This is a genomic window from Bradyrhizobium tunisiense, from assembly GCF_042263385.1.
GTDB classification, from domain to species: Bacteria; Pseudomonadota; Alphaproteobacteria; order Rhizobiales; family Xanthobacteraceae; genus Bradyrhizobium; species Bradyrhizobium tunisiense.
In genome coordinates, this window is record NZ_JBHLEV010000007.1 from 238,113 (window position 1) to 254,427 (window position 16,315).

Annotated in this window: 13 protein-coding genes; 7 read left to right on the plus strand and 6 right to left on the minus strand. The window is 65.8% G+C overall.

The features are described 5' to 3' along the window. Positions 1-26 precede the first annotated feature (26 nt). The 3 genes from ACFDR6_RS27510 to galE form a co-directional block, all read right to left on the minus strand. Entirely contained in the window at positions 27-728 is a 702-nt protein-coding gene (locus ACFDR6_RS27510) for a fumarylacetoacetate hydrolase family protein (protein ID WP_212091404.1), read from the minus strand. 35 nt (positions 729-763) lie between these two features. Next, positions 764-2,566 (minus strand): ABC transporter ATP-binding protein, encoded by a 1,803-nt coding sequence (locus tag ACFDR6_RS27515; protein ID WP_375860190.1) that lies wholly within the window; start codon positions 2,564-2,566, stop codon positions 764-766. Between the two features lie 118 nt (positions 2,567-2,684). Further along, positions 2,685-3,698 carry a UDP-glucose 4-epimerase GalE gene (gene galE, locus ACFDR6_RS27520; protein WP_375860191.1) on the minus strand — a complete coding sequence of 338 codons (1,014 nt, stop codon included), beginning with the start codon at positions 3,696-3,698 and terminating at the stop codon, positions 2,685-2,687. A 126-nt stretch (positions 3,699-3,824) separates the two neighbouring features. Between galE and ACFDR6_RS27525 the strand changes: the two genes are divergently transcribed. After that, complete coding sequence (locus ACFDR6_RS27525) at positions 3,825-4,862, plus strand: glycosyltransferase family 4 protein (RefSeq protein ID WP_375860192.1); 1,038 nt, start codon at positions 3,825-3,827, stop codon at positions 4,860-4,862. Between the two features lie 119 nt (positions 4,863-4,981). Here ACFDR6_RS27525 and waaF read toward each other — a convergent pair whose 3' ends face one another. Next, the gene (waaF, locus tag ACFDR6_RS27530) at positions 4,982-6,052 is read right to left on the minus strand and encodes a lipopolysaccharide heptosyltransferase II (protein WP_375860193.1); all 1,071 of its coding nucleotides are present in this window, start codon (positions 6,050-6,052) and stop codon (positions 4,982-4,984) included. Between the two features lie 159 nt (positions 6,053-6,211). Between waaF and rfaD the strand changes: the two genes are divergently transcribed. The 6 genes from rfaD to ACFDR6_RS27560 all read left to right on the plus strand — a co-directional run bounded on the left by rfaD (position 6,212) and on the right by ACFDR6_RS27560 (position 14,153). Next, positions 6,212-7,192 (plus strand): ADP-glyceromanno-heptose 6-epimerase, encoded by a 981-nt coding sequence (rfaD, locus tag ACFDR6_RS27535; RefSeq protein WP_375860194.1) that lies wholly within the window; start codon positions 6,212-6,214, stop codon positions 7,190-7,192. A 28-nt stretch (positions 7,193-7,220) separates the two neighbouring features. Continuing rightward, a complete protein-coding gene (gene rfaE1 / locus ACFDR6_RS27540; RefSeq protein WP_212091436.1) occupies positions 7,221-8,705 on the plus strand; it encodes a D-glycero-beta-D-manno-heptose-7-phosphate kinase in 1,485 nt (494 codons plus the stop codon). Further along, positions 8,702-9,988: an O-antigen ligase family protein gene (locus ACFDR6_RS27545; protein WP_375860195.1), complete on the plus strand. Its 1,287-nt coding sequence runs from the start codon at positions 8,702-8,704 to the stop codon at positions 9,986-9,988. The genes rfaE1 and ACFDR6_RS27545 overlap by 4 nt, the downstream gene beginning before the upstream one ends. Positions 9,989-10,072: 84 nt before the next feature. Then, positions 10,073-11,986 (plus strand): SDR family NAD(P)-dependent oxidoreductase, encoded by a 1,914-nt coding sequence (locus ACFDR6_RS27550; protein ID WP_212091454.1) that lies wholly within the window; start codon positions 10,073-10,075, stop codon positions 11,984-11,986. A 2-nt stretch (positions 11,987-11,988) separates the two neighbouring features. Continuing rightward, on the plus strand, positions 11,989-13,209 hold the full coding sequence (locus ACFDR6_RS27555) for a glycosyltransferase family 4 protein (protein WP_375860196.1): 1,221 nt from the start codon (positions 11,989-11,991) through the stop codon (positions 13,207-13,209). Further along, positions 13,206-14,153, plus strand: coding sequence for an NAD-dependent epimerase/dehydratase family protein (locus ACFDR6_RS27560; RefSeq protein WP_375860197.1), 948 nt, complete (start codon positions 13,206-13,208; stop codon positions 14,151-14,153). Before ACFDR6_RS27555 ends, ACFDR6_RS27560 begins: the two co-directional genes overlap by 4 nt. Here the strand turns inward: ACFDR6_RS27560 and ACFDR6_RS27565 are convergent. Together ACFDR6_RS27565 and ACFDR6_RS27570 are read right to left on the minus strand one after the other, a co-directional pair. Beyond that, on the minus strand, positions 14,141-15,175 hold the full coding sequence (locus ACFDR6_RS27565) for an MraY family glycosyltransferase (protein WP_375860198.1): 1,035 nt from the start codon (positions 15,173-15,175) through the stop codon (positions 14,141-14,143). The genes ACFDR6_RS27560 and ACFDR6_RS27565 overlap by 13 nt on opposite strands. Next, a complete protein-coding gene (locus ACFDR6_RS27570) occupies positions 15,172-16,131 on the minus strand; it encodes a lysylphosphatidylglycerol synthase transmembrane domain-containing protein (protein WP_375860199.1) in 960 nt (319 codons plus the stop codon). Before ACFDR6_RS27570 ends, ACFDR6_RS27565 begins: the two co-directional genes overlap by 4 nt. Positions 16,132-16,315: the final 184 nt, after the last annotated feature.

Sequence of the window (16,315 nt, forward strand, 5' to 3'; positions counted from 1 at the left end):
CCTTTCGATCTACAGTCGCCGCAAGTCTATTCCGGCTGGCCGATGCTCACCTTCAGCGTTCCAACGCCGTCGACGCCGCATTCGAGCTTGTCGCCCGCCTGGAGCTGCGACACGCCGGCCGGCGTGCCCGTCATGATGATGTCGCCGGCGGCGAGCTTCACCTGCTGCGAGAGCTGCCAGATGATTTCAGGCACGTTCCAGATCAGCTCGGTGAGGTCGCCCTTCTGCGCTTCCTTGCCGTTGACCGTGAGCCAGATCTTGCCCTTGGCGGGATGGCCGATCTTCGACGCCGGCTGAATCGCGGAGCACGGGGCGGAGCCGTCGAACGACTTGCCGATCTCCCAGGGACGCTCCTTCTTGCGCGAGGCGATCTGGAGGTCGCGGCGGGTGAGATCGATGCCGACGGCGTAGCCGTAGACGTGGTCGAGCGCCTTGTCGGCGGGGATGTTGAGGCCGCCGCTCTTCATCGCGACGACCAGCTCGACCTCGTGATGCAGATCCTTGGTCAGCGGCGGATAGGGGATGGTGGCGCCGTCGGGCACCAGCATATCCGCGTGCTTGGCGAAAAAGAACGGCGGAGCGCGCTCGTCATTGCCCATCTCGCGGATGTGCTCGAGATAGTTGCGGCCGACGCACCAGATGCGGCGCACCGGATAGCGGCCGCTTTCCCCGACGACGGGAAGCGAAGCCTGAGGCGGAAGCGGGATGACGTAGGAGGCGGCGTTCATGTAGCGGTCTCGCTGCTCTTGAGGTGGAACGAACTCTATGCCGTTGCGCTGATCGGCGCCAGAGCGCCGGCGTCGTGATGCTGCAGGCGGAAGAACGAGGCGTAGCGCCCGCCGCGGCGGAGCAGCTCGTCGTGCCGGCCCTGCTCGACGATCTCGCCGCCCTCGATAACCAGGATGGCATCTGCGTGCATGATGGTGTGCAGGCGATGCGCGATCACGATGGTGGTGCGGTTCTGACAGAGATGCTCGATCGCCTCCTGCACCTGCCGCTCGGATTCCGAATCGAGCGCCGCGGTGGCTTCGTCCAGGAGGATGATCGACGCGTTCTTGATCAATGCGCGCGCGACCGCAATGCGCTGGCGCTGGCCGCCGGAGAGCTGCGTACCGTGCTCGCCGACCGGGGTGTCGTAGCCGAGCGGGAAGCCCATGATGAAATCATGCGCGCAGGCCGCCTTCGCGGCTTCGATGATCTCGTCCTCGCTTGCGCCCGGTTTGCCGAAGGCGATGTTGCTGCGGATGGTGTCGCGGAACAGATAGACGTCCTGGCCGACATAGGCGGTCTGCGCGCGCAGCGATTTGCGCGAGACCGCGCCGATCGACTGACCGTCGATCACGATGTCGCCTTGCGTCACCTCGTAGAAGCGCAGCAGCAGCGCCAGCACGGTCGACTTGCCGCCGCCGGAGGGCCCGACCAGCGCGGTGACCTTGCCGGGCTCGGCCACGAAGCTCATGCGATTGAGCACGGTCTCGCCGGTGCGGTAGGCGAAGCTGACGTCGCGCAGCTCGATGCGCGCGTCGGAGAGCTTCAGCGCCGGCTTGTCGTCGTCCGACCGTTCGCTCGCGGGGCTGTCGACGACTTCGAGCAGCATGCGCGCGCCGACCAGCTGGCTGTTCAGATCGATGTTGAGCCGGGCCAGCCGCTTGGCCGGCTCGGTCGCCATCAGGAAGGCGGTCATGAAGGAGAAGAACGCGCCTGGCGTGGCGTTGAGCGCGACCACGCTGTAGCCGCCGTACATCAGGCAGCCCGCGACCGCGAAACCGCCCAGCATTTCCATCAGCGGATTGGAGCGGTTGGCGACGCGCGCCATCTTGTTGGCGTTGCGCTCGACGATCGCGATGTTCTCGTCGATGCGCTTCTGCATCGTGTCTTCGAGCGTGAACGCCTTCACGGTGCGGATGCCCTGCAGCGATTCCTGCATGGTCTCCATGATGTCGGCGGTGCCGGTAAACTGGTTGAAGGCGAGGCCCTTGATGCGCTTGACCAGCTTGCGCAGCACCAGCATCGCCGGCGGCACCACGACGAGGCCGATGAACGACATCACGGGATCCTGCCACACCATCACGCCGATCATCGCGAGCAGCATCAGCAGGTCGCGCCCGATGGCGTTGACCAGCATGTTGAGCACGTCGGTGATCGACTTGGCGCCGGCCGTCAGCCGCGCCAGGAATTCCGAGGAGTGCCGCTCGGAGAAGAAGCCGACGCTCTCGCGCATCAGCTTTGCGAACAGCTGGCGCTGGTTGGTGGCGAGGATGGCGTTACTGATCTTGGTCAGGATCACCATGTGGCCGTAGGTCGCCACGCCCTTGATGAAGAGCAGGAGCACCGTGATCCCTGAGAACATCGCGATGCCCGGGATGTTCTTGTCGACATAGGCCTGGTTGATGACCTGGCCGAGCACATAGGTCGCGCATGCGGTCGCGCCCGCGGCCACCGCCATCAGCGCGAAGGCGACGAGGTAGCGCCGCCAGTAGACGATGCCCTGTTCGGTGACGAGGCGGCGAATCAAGGTCGCTGCCGCATAGGGATCGTCGGTGATTTTCTTTGGAAACTGGGCCATCCGGTGTCCATTGACGGCGCAGGACAAAGCCTGCCCGCGCGTCAGGGATCGATGGGCCTCTGTGCCCGCTCAAGCGGGGTTTTTCAAGCCCAATTAAGGGCTTGCGTCGCAGGGGAATCTAGGCCGAGGCCGCCTGGCGGAGCTCGCCATGGCGCTCGTGGAACAGCTTGTCCTCCCATGCCAGAGCGTGGGCCGCGATCGTCTCGAGATCCTCGTATTGCGGCTTCCAGTCGAGCAGTCCGCGGATGCGGCTGGTGTCGGCGACCATGGTCATGATGTCGCCGGGCCGCCGCGGGGCGTATTGCACGGCGAAGCTGCGGCCTGAAACCCGGCGCACGGCGTCGATGGTCTCCAGCACCGAATAGCCGCGGCCATAGCCGCAATTGAGCGTCGTCGAGGCGCCGCCATTGCGCAAGTAAGCCAGCGCCGAGCGATGCGCCTGCGAGAGATCCGTGACGTGGATGAAGTCGCGGATGCAACTGCCGTCGGGCGTCGGATAGTCGGTGCCGAACACGTCGATCTTGGCGCGCTGGCCGGTCGCGGCTTCCACCGCGATCTTGAGCAGGTGCGTCGCGCCGACGGTGGCCAGCCCGATGCGGGCGTGCGGATCGGCGCCGGCGACGTTGAAATAGCGCAAGGTCACGTACTGCATGCCGTAGGCGGCGGCAACGTCGTGCAGCATGATCTCGGTCATCAGCTTCGACGAGCCGTAAGGTGACAGCGGCCGCGTCGGCGCGTGCTCGGGCACCGGGACCTGGTCCGGATTGCCGTACACGGCGGCGGTCGAGGAGAAGATGAAGCGATTGATGCCGCGCTTCACTGCGACGTTGAGCAGGTTACGCGCGGTCATGAAGTTGTTGCGGTAGTAGCCGAGCGGATCGCGCATCGAATCCGGCACGACGACGGAGCCCGCGAAATGGATGATGCTCTCGATGTTGTGCTGCGCGATCACGCCTTCGAGCAGATTCTCGTCGCCGGCATCGCCGATGAACAGCGGTACGCCCTCGGGCAGATAGGCGGAGAAACCAGTCGAGAGATCGTCGATCACGACGACGTCCTCGCCGGCTTCCGCCAGCGCGAGAACCGTGTGACTTCCGATATAACCGGCGCCGCCGGTGACTAGCACAGTCATGATCTCACCCGTCTTCGATCAACGCGCAAAGCTAACGCTTACGTGGTGAAGAGGGGGTATCGGCGCGGCCGAACTGGTCACTATGCTTAATGTTGCGTATAGGGGACCTTCGAAACGGAGCGTGACGTGGCGAATCTCCCCGGCGATCTCGAAGTGATCGTGCCAAATCTGCACAGGCGCTATTCCGGGGTCACCGCGACCAACCGGATGGTGGCGCCGCGACTGGCGAAACTGTACCGCGCCGCCTGGTTCGGGTCCGATGCGCCGGCGGGGATCGCGCGGCTGACCGTTGCTGATTTCCTGAAGCAGTGGCGCCGCAAGGCGCCACTGATCTGGCATGCGCGCCGCAACAACGAGATGATCGCAGGCGTTGTGTTGCGCGCGCTCGGCTGGCCGTTGAAGCTCGTGTTCACCTCGGCCGCGCAGCGGCACCATAGCTGGATCACGCGCTGGCTGATCCGGCGCATGGACGCGATCATCGCGACTTCAGACATCTCCGCCTCGTTCCTGAAGGTGGAGGCCACCGTGATCCCGCACGGCGTTGACACCGAAGTCTACGCACCGCCGACAGATCGCGCCGCCGCCTTCGCTGAAGCCGCGCTGCCGGGCAGCTACGCCATCGGGTGCTTCGGTCGCGTGCGGGCGCAGAAGGGCACCGATGTGTTCGTCGATGCGATGTGCCGGCTGCTGCCGCGCTACCCGGATTTCACCGCTGTCATCGTCGGTCAGGTCACGGCCGAGCAGACTGGTTTCGCGAATGACCTGAAGAAGCGGATCGAGGCCGCCGGCCTGCAATCGCGCATCGTCATCACCGGCGAACTGCCGATCGAAGCGGTGCAGCGCTGGTACCAACGGCTGACGATCTACGCCTTCACCTCGCGCAACGAAGGCTTTGGCCTGACGCTGATCGAGGCGATGGCGGCGGGCAGCGCCCTCGTCGCCGCACGCGCGGGCGCGGCCGAGCTCGTGGTTGAGGACGGGGTGAGTGGCGTGCTGATCCCGACGGATGATGCCGATGCGCTCGCTGCGGCACTCGAGCCGCTGATGCGCGACGTGGCCTCGGCGACGGCGATGGGCGAGCGCGGGCGGGCGCGCGTGCTCGCACGATTCAGTCTCGATGCCGAAGCGGCGCGGATCGGGGACGTCTATCGGCCGCTACTCTGAGGTGCCGCTGTCGCCGTCAAACAAAAATTGCGAAAACAACCCCATGCACAGTAGACGGCGCTAACGAAATCAATGGCTTGGCGGCCCGCGCGCCATGATGGACGTAAGGCGGGCGGCGCTTAGTTCTCCGCCTTCGCCCCCGCTTCTCCCAGCACCCTCTCAGCAATCCCCACCACCTCGCTCGCCGCGATGTTACGCATGCAGCGGTGGTCGTTCATTTTGCAGACCGTGCTCTGGCAGGGCTGGCAGGACAGCACTTCCTTGTCCTGCACCACGGTGGCGGCAAGGCCGTTGAGGGGGGCCCAGAGATAGGGGCTGGTCGGGCCGAAGATGCCCATGGTGGGCGTGCCCAGCGCGGCCGCGATGTGCATCAGGCCCGAGTCGTTGGAGATGGCGACGCCGGCCGCGGCCATGGCCAGCACGCCGTTGCGCAAGTCATTGCCGGTGAGGTCGCGCACGCCCGGGCCGCCTGCTGCGACGATCTCCTGGGCGAGGCCTTTTTCCCCGGGGCCCCCGACCACCCAGACCTCCAGCCCGCGCTCGACCAGGAGTCGGGCCGCCTCCGGATAGGACGTCCAGCGCTTTGAGACCCCCACCGAGCCCGGGGCGAGCGCCACCGCGGCGCCGGCGCTGAGGCCATTGGCCTGCCTCCAGCGGACAATGTCCTCGGCCGGAACCCGCAATTGCGGGACCGGCCATTCCGGGGGTAGGGGCGCACCGTCGGGCTGGGCCAGGGCAGCGTTCTTGTCGATGAAGCGGGGCAGCTTTTTCTCGCCCCAGCGCCAGCGGTTGAGCAGGCCGAACCGGAATTCGCCGACGAAGCCGACCCGTTCAGGGATGCCGGCGAGGGCGGGCGCGATGGCGGCCTTCCAGGTTCGCGGCAGCACCAGGGCCGTACCATAGTTCCGCTCGCGCAGGAGCTTGCCTAGAGCGAGCTGGCGGGCGACGGCCAGGCGGCCGCGCGGCAGGTCCCAGACGATGCCAGCGCGCACGCCGGGCATGTAATCGACCAGCGGGGCGCACAGGGAGGTGGTCAGCAGATCGACCGGGCGATTGGGCCAGCGCTCCTTCAAAACGCGGACGACGGTGTGATTCCGGACGAAATCGCCGATCCACATGTAGGGAATGATCAGGATCGGGCGAGTATCGTCCCGATCTACCTGTCGACTAAACTGCGAATCTTGATTCATTCGTTGATGGAGCCGAAGGCAATCTGATTATGGCGTCCGGTTAGCCGCTCCGGGCCAGCAGGTAAAGCCGGCTGATAACTCAATCCCAAAACCGCTTACACTTTGGCGGCTCATGCGCTAGGGCAGGATCGGGCCGCAAAAATCGGGCAGGGTTTCGGAATGTTGCTGGTGACCGGCGGGGCCGGTTTTATCGGGTCGAATGTCGTGGCCGCGCTCAATGACGCGGGCCGCAGCGACGTCGTGGTTTGCGATCTGCTGGGCAACGAGGGCAAATGGCGCAACCTCGCCAAGCGGCAGCTCGTGGATATCGTCCCGCCGGCCGAGCTGATGGACTGGCTGAGGGGCCGCAAGCTCGACGCGATCATCCATTTCGGGGCGATTTCCGCGACCACCGCGACCGACGGCGACCTCGTGATCGAGACCAACTTCCGTCTGTCGGTGCGCCTTCTGGACTGGTGCACGATGAACGCGGTGCCGTTCATCTACGCCTCCTCGGCCGCGACCTATGGCGACGGCATGGCAGGCTTTGACGACGACGCCTCTCTGCCGGCACTGAAGAAACTGCGGCCGATGAATCTCTACGGCTGGAGCAAGCACCTGTTCGATCTCACTGTTGCCGAGCGCGTGGCGAACGGCGATCGGCTGCCCCCGCAATGGGCCGGGCTGAAATTCTTCAACGTGTTCGGCCCCAACGAATACCACAAAGGCTCGATGATGAGCGTGCTGGCGCGCCGCTTCGACGACGTCAAGGCCGGCCGCGTCGTGCAACTGTTCAAGTCGCATCGTGAAGGCATAGAAGATGGCGACCAGCGCCGGGATTTCATCTATGTCGACGACGTCGTGCGCGTCGTCATGTGGCTGCTCGCGACGCCGTCGGTGTCCGGACTCTTCAACGTCGGAACTGGCAAGGCGCGCAGCTTCAGGGATCTGATGTTGTCTGCCTATGCGGCGCTCGGCACCAGGCCCAACATCGAATATATCGATATGCCCGAGCAGATCCGCGGAGCTTACCAGTACTTCACCCAGAGCGAGGTCGATCGCCTCCACCGCGCCGGCTATAACGGCGGTTTCACGACGCTCGAGGACGCGGTGAAGGCCTTTGTCGGGGATTATCTCGACCGGCCCGACCGCTTCCGCTGAGGCCCCCAGGATCTGAGGCCAAAAGATCATGCCGACGCCCATTCTCGATTTCGACGCCCTCGCGCAGGCCATCACGAGCCGCACGGTGTTGTGCATCGGCGACATCATGCTGGACGAGTTCGTCTATGGCGAGGTGTCGCGGATCTCGCCGGAAGCGCCGACGCCCGTCATCGCGGCACAGCGTAGCGAGATCCATATCGGCGGCGCCGGCAATGTCGCGCGCAATGTCGCCTCGTTGGGCGCGCGCTGCATCTTCATCGGCCTCGTCGGCGAGGACGATGCCGGTGCACGGCTCAAGGCGGCGCTGGATGAGTTCGCTGCAATCGAGAACGTGCTGGTGCGCGACCCGTCGCGGCCGACCACGCGAAAGGTCCGCTTTGTCTCCGAACATTTTTCCACGCACATGCTGCGCGCGGATTGGGAGCAGGCGCTGCCTGCCTCCGATGAGATCGAGACCAGGTTGATCGAGGCGATCCTGCCGCAGATCGCGCGCGCCGACATCGTGCTGCTTTCGGACTACGCCAAGGGTGTGCTGACGGCGCGCGTGATCCGCCACACCATCGACGCGGCGCGGAAACTCGGCAAGCCCGTGATCGTCGATCCCAAGAGCCTGAACTGGGCGATCTATCGCGGCGCCACGCTGCTCACCCCCAACCGCAAGGAATTCTCGGAAGCAACGCGCAGCCGCGCCGACACGCTGCAGAGCATCGTCGACGCCAGCGAGGACGTGATGCGGCTCGCCGATTGCGAGGCGATCCTGGTTACCCAAGGGGAGCACGGCATGACGCTGGTGCCGCGGAGCGGCGAGGCCGTTCACGTTCCGGCTTTTCCGGTGAAAGTGCGCGATGTCTCGGGCGCCGGCGACACCGTCGCCGCCGCGCTCGCGGCGTCGCTTGCGACCGGCACGGACTGGGATACGGCGTTGCGCATGGCCAATGCGGCGGCCGCCGTCGCCGTCGGCAAGCAAGGCACCGCCAGTGTGAGCGCGGCCGAGCTTCGTCGCAAGATCCTTCCGCATGCCAGTCTCGCGGCCGAGGAGAAGATCGTGCTCGAGCCGACCGCCCTCGACGCGCAGCTCGCAGAATGGAAGCGGCAGGGCCAGCGCGTCGGCTTCACCAATGGCTGTTTCGACATCCTGCATCCCGGCCACGTCAAGGTGCTGACCGCGGCGCGCGCCGCCTGCGATCGCCTGATCGTGGGGCTCAACAGCGACGCCTCGGTGCGGCGGCTCAAGGGCGCCGAGCGGCCGGTCCAGGACGAGCGTGCGCGTGCCGAGGTGCTCGCCGCTCTCGAGGCCGTCGATCTCGTCGTCATCTTCGAAGAGGATACGCCGATCGACCTGATCACACGGATCAAGCCCGGCGTGCTGGTGAAGGGCGGCGACTACACCCGCGAGCAGGTGGTCGGCCACGAGGTCGTCGAGGAAGCCGGCGGAACGGTCGTGCTGGTCGACATCCTCCAGGGCTTCAGCACGACGGCGCTGGTGCATCGCGCCCGGGGAGGCGACCAGTGACCGCCCTCGCACGCGAGACGACCGGCGGAATGTTGATTCGCCGTCTACGCAGCCCGGCTGCCTGGCGCGAGACCGTCGATATATTCGCGGTCCTGACCGCAGCCTCGCTGCCCTGGTCGACCTCGCTTGCGGGGATCTTCAATGCGCTGATGCTGCTCTGCATGGTGCCGTTCCTCGACGTCCGCGCGTTCCTGCAATCGCTGAAGCGTCCGATCTGCATTGCGCCGATCGCGCTGGTCCTGCTCGCGCTGGTGGGGACACTATGGTCGGACGCGACCTGGGGCGCGCGCTTCTATGCGGTCAATCCGACCATCAAGCTGCTCGTGTTGCCGGTCCTGCTCTACCATTTCGAGCGCTCGACGCGCGGCCAATGGGTATTCATCGCCTTCCTGGTGTCCTGCGCCTTGTTGTCGGTGATGTCCTGGCTGGTCGCCTTCTACCCGGATCTTTCGCTCAAGACCGATCCGCCCGAACGCGGCATCTTCGTCAAGAACTACATCGACCAGAGCCAGGAATTCGCGCTTTGCGCCGTCGCGCTCGCCTATCCGATCGTGACGCTGCTGCGCGAGAAGCGATACTGGTTCGCCGGGCTGCTCACGGCGCTGGCGCTGGGCTTCTTCCTCAATATGACCTTCGTGGTGGTGTCACGCACCGCGCTCGTCACCGTTCCGGTCATGTTCGGCGTGTTCGCGCTGCTTCACCTCAAATGGCGCAGCATTGCGCTCATCTCTGCCGCTTTGCTCGTCGGCGCCGTTCTGGCCTGGCAGACCTCGCCGCAATTGCGCAACACCGCGGAGAGGTTTAGCAGCGACTACACGCGTTACATGGAAAGGGGCGAGCCGAGCTCGGCGGGCTTGCGCCTCGAATTCTGGCGGAAGTCGCTCGGCTTCTTCGTGCAGGCGCCGATCATGGGGCACGGCACCGGCTCGACGCGCGGATTGTTCGAACGCGCCGCGACGCCTGACGGTCTGTATCAGGCCTCCGCCGAGGTGATCGGCAACCCGCACAACCAGACGCTCAACGTTGCCGTGCAATGGGGCGTGATCGGCATCGCCGTTCTCTACGCGATCTGGATCCTGCATCTGCAACTGTTTCGCGGCGAGGGGCTTGTCAACTGGATCGGGCTTCTGGTGGTGGTGCAGAACGTCTTCACCTCTCTGTTCAACTCCCATCTGTTCGACTTCCACGAGGGCTGGATGTACGTCATCGGCGTCGGTGTCGCCGGCGGCATGGTGATCCGGGCACAACAGGGTGAGGCGAAGATGGGGGAAGCCGGTTCCTGAGCGGCCGCGCGGCTGGCAAGTCTGGTCCAGATGGGCTATCAGCGCGGTAAGGTTGCATCTAACTGGGCTTTCATCGGTCGGCGGATGACGCGTCTTTCGCATCTCACCCTGCGCAATTTCCTGATCGCGCTTCACGACCTGCTGGCGACCGCGGCAGCGCTTTTTGCCGCCTTCTATCTGCGATTCGAGGGTGGCGACGGCTTCTTCGACCGCTTGCCGCTGCTGTTCCAGATCCTGCCCTACTTCCTCGCGTTCAGCGTGGTGGTGTTCTTCATCTTCAACCTGACCACGACGAAATGGCGCTTCATCTCGCTGCCTGACGCGCTGAACATCATCCGCGTCGCGACCGTGCTGACGGTTGCCCTGCTCGTGCTCGACTACATCTTCGTCGCCCCCAACGTCCGCGGCGCCTTCTTCCTCGGCAAGGTGACGATCGTCCTCTACTGGTTCCTCGAGATCTCCTTTCTCATCGCGCTGCGGCTGGCCTACCGCTACTTCCGCTATACGCGGGTGCGGCGTCACGCCAGAGGCGGGGAGGCCGCGCCGACGCTGCTGATCGGCCGTGCCGCGGATGCCGAGGTACTGCTGCGCGGCATCGAGAGCGGAGCGATCAAGCGCATCTGGCCGGTCGGCGTGCTGTCGCCATCGAGCTCCGACCGCGGCCAGTTCATCCGCAACGTGCCGGTGCTGGGCGGCATCGACGACGTCGAGGACATCATCGCCGATTTCGCCAAGCGCAACAAGCCGATCGCGCGCCTCATCATGACGCCGTCGGCATTCGAGCCGGAGGCCCGTCCGGAATCGATCCTGATGCGGGCGCGCAAGCTGAGGGTGATCGTCAACCGGATGCCCTCGCTCGAGAGCGGCGACACACCGCGGCTCACCGCCGTCGCGGTCGAGGACCTCCTGTTGCGGCCGAGCGAGACGATCGACTATGCCCGCCTGGAAGCCCTGATCAAAGGCAAGGCGGTGATCGTCACCGGAGGCGGCGGCTCGATTGGGTCCGAGATCTGCGAGCGCGTCGTTGCCTTCGGCGCGGCGCGGCTCCTGATCGTGGAAAACTCGGAGCCGGCGCTCTATGCCATCACGGAAGCGCTCGCCGCGCGAGGCGCTGCCGCCGAGATCGAAGGGCGCATCGCCGACATTCGCGACCGCGAGCGCATCATGCGCCTGATGGCGGTTTTCAAGCCCGACATCGTGTTCCACGCCGCCGCGCTCAAGCACGTGCCGATCCTCGAACGCGACTGGAGCGAGGGCGTCAAGACCAACATCTTCGGCTCCATCAACGTGGCGGATGCCGCCGTTGCCGCCGGCGCCGAAGCCATGGTGATGATTTCGACGGACAAGGCGATCGAGCCGGTGTCGATGCTCGGCCTGACCAAGCGCTTTGCCGAGATGTACTGCCAGGCGCTGGATCACGACCTCGCAGGGACGGCGCACGGCGCCAAGCCGCCGATGCGGTTGATCTCGGTCCGGTTCGGTAACGTGCTGGCCTCGAACGGCTCGGTGGTGCCGAAATTCAAGGCGCAGATCGAGGCCGGCGGCCCGGTGACGGTGACGCATCCCGACATGGTCCGCTACTTCATGACCATCCGCGAGGCCTGCGACCTCGTCATCACCGCGGCCACGCATGCGCTCGGAGCGCCGCGTCCCGACGTCTCGGTCTACGTCCTCAACATGGGCCAGCCGGTGAAGATCGTCGATCTCGCCGAGCGCATGATCCGCCTCTCCGGATTGCAGCCCGGCTACGACATCGAGATCGTGTTCACGGGCATGCGGCCGGGCGAACGTCTCCACGAGATCCTGTTCGCATCCGAGGAGCCGACCCGCGAGATCGGCGTGGCCGGCATCATGGCTGCGCAGCCGAACGAGCCGCCGATGCAGACGCTGCGTAAATGGATCGCGGCGCTCGAGCAGGCGATCGCGCGCGACGATCGCGCCACCATCAAGACCATCCTCAAGGATGCGGTGCCCGAGTTCGGGTCGACCGCGGCCTGACCATGCAGCCTTCCGGCAAGATCGTCGTCGCGAGCCAGCATTATCCGCCGGATACCAGTACGACGGCGGCGATCATGGCCGAGATTGCCTGCCGTCTCGCCGCCGGGCACGAGGTCGTCGTGCTCTCGGGCTGGCCGGGCGCTTTGCCAGCCTCGCAGACCGGCCCGGGCAAGCCCCGCGTCGTCGCAATCAAGAACCACATGGCGGGCAAGGCGGCGCTGGTGCGGCGCGGCGTGTCCGAGCTGCTGTTCGCGGCGCGCACGTTTTTCGCATTGCTGCGGCAGCTGAGGCGAGGGGATGTCGTGCTCACGGTCACCGCGCCGTTCATGCTGCCTTACGCGGTGGCGGCGGCAGCCAGGTGCAAGGGCGCGCGCTCGGCGCTGATCCTGCACGACCTCTTTCCCGACGTGCTGGTGATGGCGGGCCTCTTGAAACCCGGCTCGCTGGTGACGCGGACGATGCGGGCCGCCAACAGCCTGATGTTCCGCGCGCTCAATGCCGTCATCACCATCGGGCGCGATGCGGAACGGCCGCTGCTGAGCTATTCCGGAATGAGGCGGAACAAGATCCGCTTCATCCCGAACTGGGCGACGCTGGTGCCCGCGCCGCGCCCGGTCACGCCGGACAATCCGTTCCGCAAGGCGATTGCCGCGCGCTTCATCGTCGGCCTGTCGGGCAATCTCGGCTTCACCCATGATCCGGAGATCGTGTTCGAGGCGGCGCGGCTTCTCAAGGACGAGGCGGACATCCGCTTCCTGCTGTCCGGCTGGGGCATCGGCTTCGAACGGCTGAAGCAGTTGCAGGCGGCGGCGAGCCTGCCCAATGTCTCCTTTGTCGGGCGCGTCGCGGATTCCGAGCTCGAGGCGTTTCTGGCGTCCGCCGATCTCTGGATCATTCCGTACCGGAAGGACGTTGCGGGGGTGTCGGTGCCGAGCCGGTTCTACAATCTGCTGGCGGTCGGCCGTCCCGTGGTGCTGGTATCCGAGCCGGAGGCGGAGGCCGCCATGACGGTGGTGGAGAACGGGCTGGGCTGGGTCGTGACGCCAGGCCGCGCCGATCAGCTCGCCGATGCGATCCGCGCGGCGTCCCGGTCCGACGATGGTACCATCGCGGCGCGCGCGGTGAAGGCGGCATCGCGGTTCGACAGGACGACCGCGATGAACGCTTATGCGGCGCTGATCGACGAATTGTTGCGCAACCCGGACCTGTCGGAGCAACGATGAACGAGAAGAAGCCGGTCGTGCTGGTGACGGGAGCGAGCGGCTTCGTCGGCCGTCATATCGTGCCGGCGCTCGTTCGCGAGGGATGGTCGGTCCGCCGCGCGGTTCGCAGTCCGGAAGGTGTCGAGGACGAGGTCGTGATTGAAACGATCGGCCCCGAGACCGATTGGCAGGCCGCGCTGGAAGGCGTGGACGCCGTCGTTCATCTCGCCGCACGCGTGCACCGCAAGCGCGAGGAGCACGCGGTCCAGCTCTACCGCAACGTCAACATCGCCGGCACGCTGCATCTGGCGCGCTGCGCGGCGACGGCCGGCGTGCGCCAGTTCGTCTTCGTCAGCACCGTGCTCGTGCACGGCCGCAGCAACGAGGGCCGCGCCCCGTTCAGCGAGAACGACATCCTGACGCCGCGCGGCCTTTACGGCATGTCCAAAGCCGCGGCCGAGGCGGGCTTGAAAACGCTGGCGCGCGACAACGACATGAAGATCTCGGTGATCCGGCCGCCGTTGGTCTATGGCGCGGGCGCCAAGGGCAATTTCGCGCTGCTGACGCGCGCGGTCGATCTCGGGCTGCCGCTGCCCTTTGCAGCGATCCGCAACCAGCGCGCCTTCCTCGCCGTGCAGAACCTGTCGTCTTTCATCGTGCGCCGGCTCGGTCATCCCAATACCGACAGCAATTTCGAGATCTTCCTCGTGGCCGACAGGGAGCAGGTCTCGACACCCGAATTCATCACGCGTCTGGCCGATGCGTCCGGCAAGCGCCTGCGGCTGTTCGGCATGCCGGCGGGCATGCTCAGCACGCTGCTCGGCGTCATGGGCCGGCAGGATACGCATGACAGCCTGATCGGCTCGCTCGAGCTCGACATCTCCAAGGCGATGGCGACCGGTTGGCAGCAGCAGGTCTCCCTCGACGAAGGCTTGCGGCTGGCGCTGGCGGCTCAGGAAGCCTGAGGGCGCGAGAAGCGCCGCAGCACGAACGCGACCGCGACCGCGCCTGCGAGCAGGGACACGATCGTGACCGTCAGCGAGCCGGCGCGAACGCTGACGATGGCAAGTAATGAGAGCGCCAGATTGAGCGCGAACACTTCGCCGATGACCTGGGGCGCCGTGAACCCGTTGTCCGTCGCACGCTGATAGAAATGCGAGCGATGTGCCGACCAGAACGGCTCGCGCCTGATGATGCGCCGAAACAGCGTGATGGTGGAATCCGCAAGGTAATAGCCGGGCAGCAGCAGCGCCGCAGCCGGTTGCCCGCGCCAGGCGAGATCCAGCAGGCACCAGCCAAGCAGAAGGCCGATCGGCAGGCTGCCGACATCGCCGAGAAATACTCTTGCGGCCGGCTTGTTGAAAGGCGCAAAGCCGAGCGTGGCGCCGCACAGGGCCGTGGCGATCAGTCCGGCGGATGCGGAGAGGTCGCCCCACCATGCGATCAGCCCGAGCGAGGCCGTCGTCGGCACCACTTCGGATACCGTCATCAAGTCGAGCCCGTCCATGAAATTGACGAGGTTCACGAACCAGACGCCGGCGATGACGATCAGGACACGTTCAAAGGCAAACGGTAGAGCGGGCACGATGCGCAGCGATTCCGGCGCCGGGTACACGATGGCGGTCACGGCCGCGGCTTGCAAAAAGAGCCTAACGACGACCGGCAGAGGCTTGATATCATCGACAAGACCGACCAGGGCGATCAGCACGGCGGACCCGATCAGAGCCAGGGGAAGCGGGTCATGGATCCAGGCGGCCCAGGGCACGGCAACCAGCAAGGTCGCTGCGACAACCGCGATACCCGCGCCTTGCGGAGTTGGAATCCTGTGTGATGAGCGTGCGTTCGGACGTGCCAACGCATAGCGTTGCAGCAGCGGCATGCTCAGCCAGGTGATGCAGGAGGAGAGTGGTGCAGCCAGCAAGGCCGGCGCGATCGCGAGCAGCACCAGTCCGGCCGCAACTTCCGGACTCGAGCCGAGAGTCGTCACTCCGGCACCCCGATCGGAGCCGAGCCTTGCGCGGCCTTCTCTGCGCTGAGGATCCAGACCAGGCCGCCGATCGCGCCGACGATGAAGAACACGGCGCCATACAGCAGCGAGACGTTGACACCCTCGTTCGCAGCCAGTCCCGCAAAGCCGAATGCCAGGCCCATCGTTGCTTCACGCACGCCCCACCCCGCGATCGAGATCGGCATCAAGGTGATCAGCATCACCGGCGGGACGAGCAGGAAGATCTGGCCGAAGCTGATCGGCGCGGCGATCGACTGCACCACGCACCATGCGATGACGACGGCGAGCACGTGAACGAGGACCGACAGGATTGCGATGATCGGTCCGCGGCTGCGGCTGAAGATCACGCGGTTGGCGATCACCGCACAGGCGTGGATGTGATGCGTCGCCCACCAGGTCTTCAGCCAGCGCCATTTCAGCGCGCCGAAGATCAGGAAGCCGAGGCCGCCCGCGAGCGCTGCGAAATCGACGAGCAGCAGCGCCGAGCGCCCGTGCGGATCTGTGATGAGGGTGTAGCTCCAGGGCAGGCTCGCGACGATCACGATCGCGAGCGCGATCAGGCCGATCGCGCGGTCGACGAAGATCGAATAGGTCGCAGCACGCCAGCCGGCGCCGGCGCGCGCGACCAGCCACAGCCGGACGGCATCGCCGCCGATCGCCGAGGGCAGCGTCTGGTTGAAGAAGGCGCCGATCACGTTGTAGCGCATAGCGCGGTCGAGCTCGAGCGGCGCTCCGCATTCGGCGCTGATCTCGCGCCAGCGCAGCACGCCGACGAAGATCTGCAGGAACGTGACCGCGATCGCCACGCCGATCCAGAGCAGGCTGGTCACCGTGAAGCGCGAAAACAGTTCGGACAGGTCCACCTTGCGCAGCGCCAGATAGAGCAGCGCCACGGAAATCAGGATCTTGGCCGCAGAAAGCAGGATTCGGCGCATCTCGTCCGCATGAACAGGGTTTGCGAAGATTTGAGGCAACCCGACGCGAGCGCCGAATTCGGCCGCTTTGGTATGGTTTTGGCGCCGATCTTGCAATAGCCCTCCTTGCAATAGCCCTCCCTGCAATGGCTGTCGTGGCGGGCGTCATGGCGGGCATGAGGCGGGGCGGGCCTATTGCGGCCAT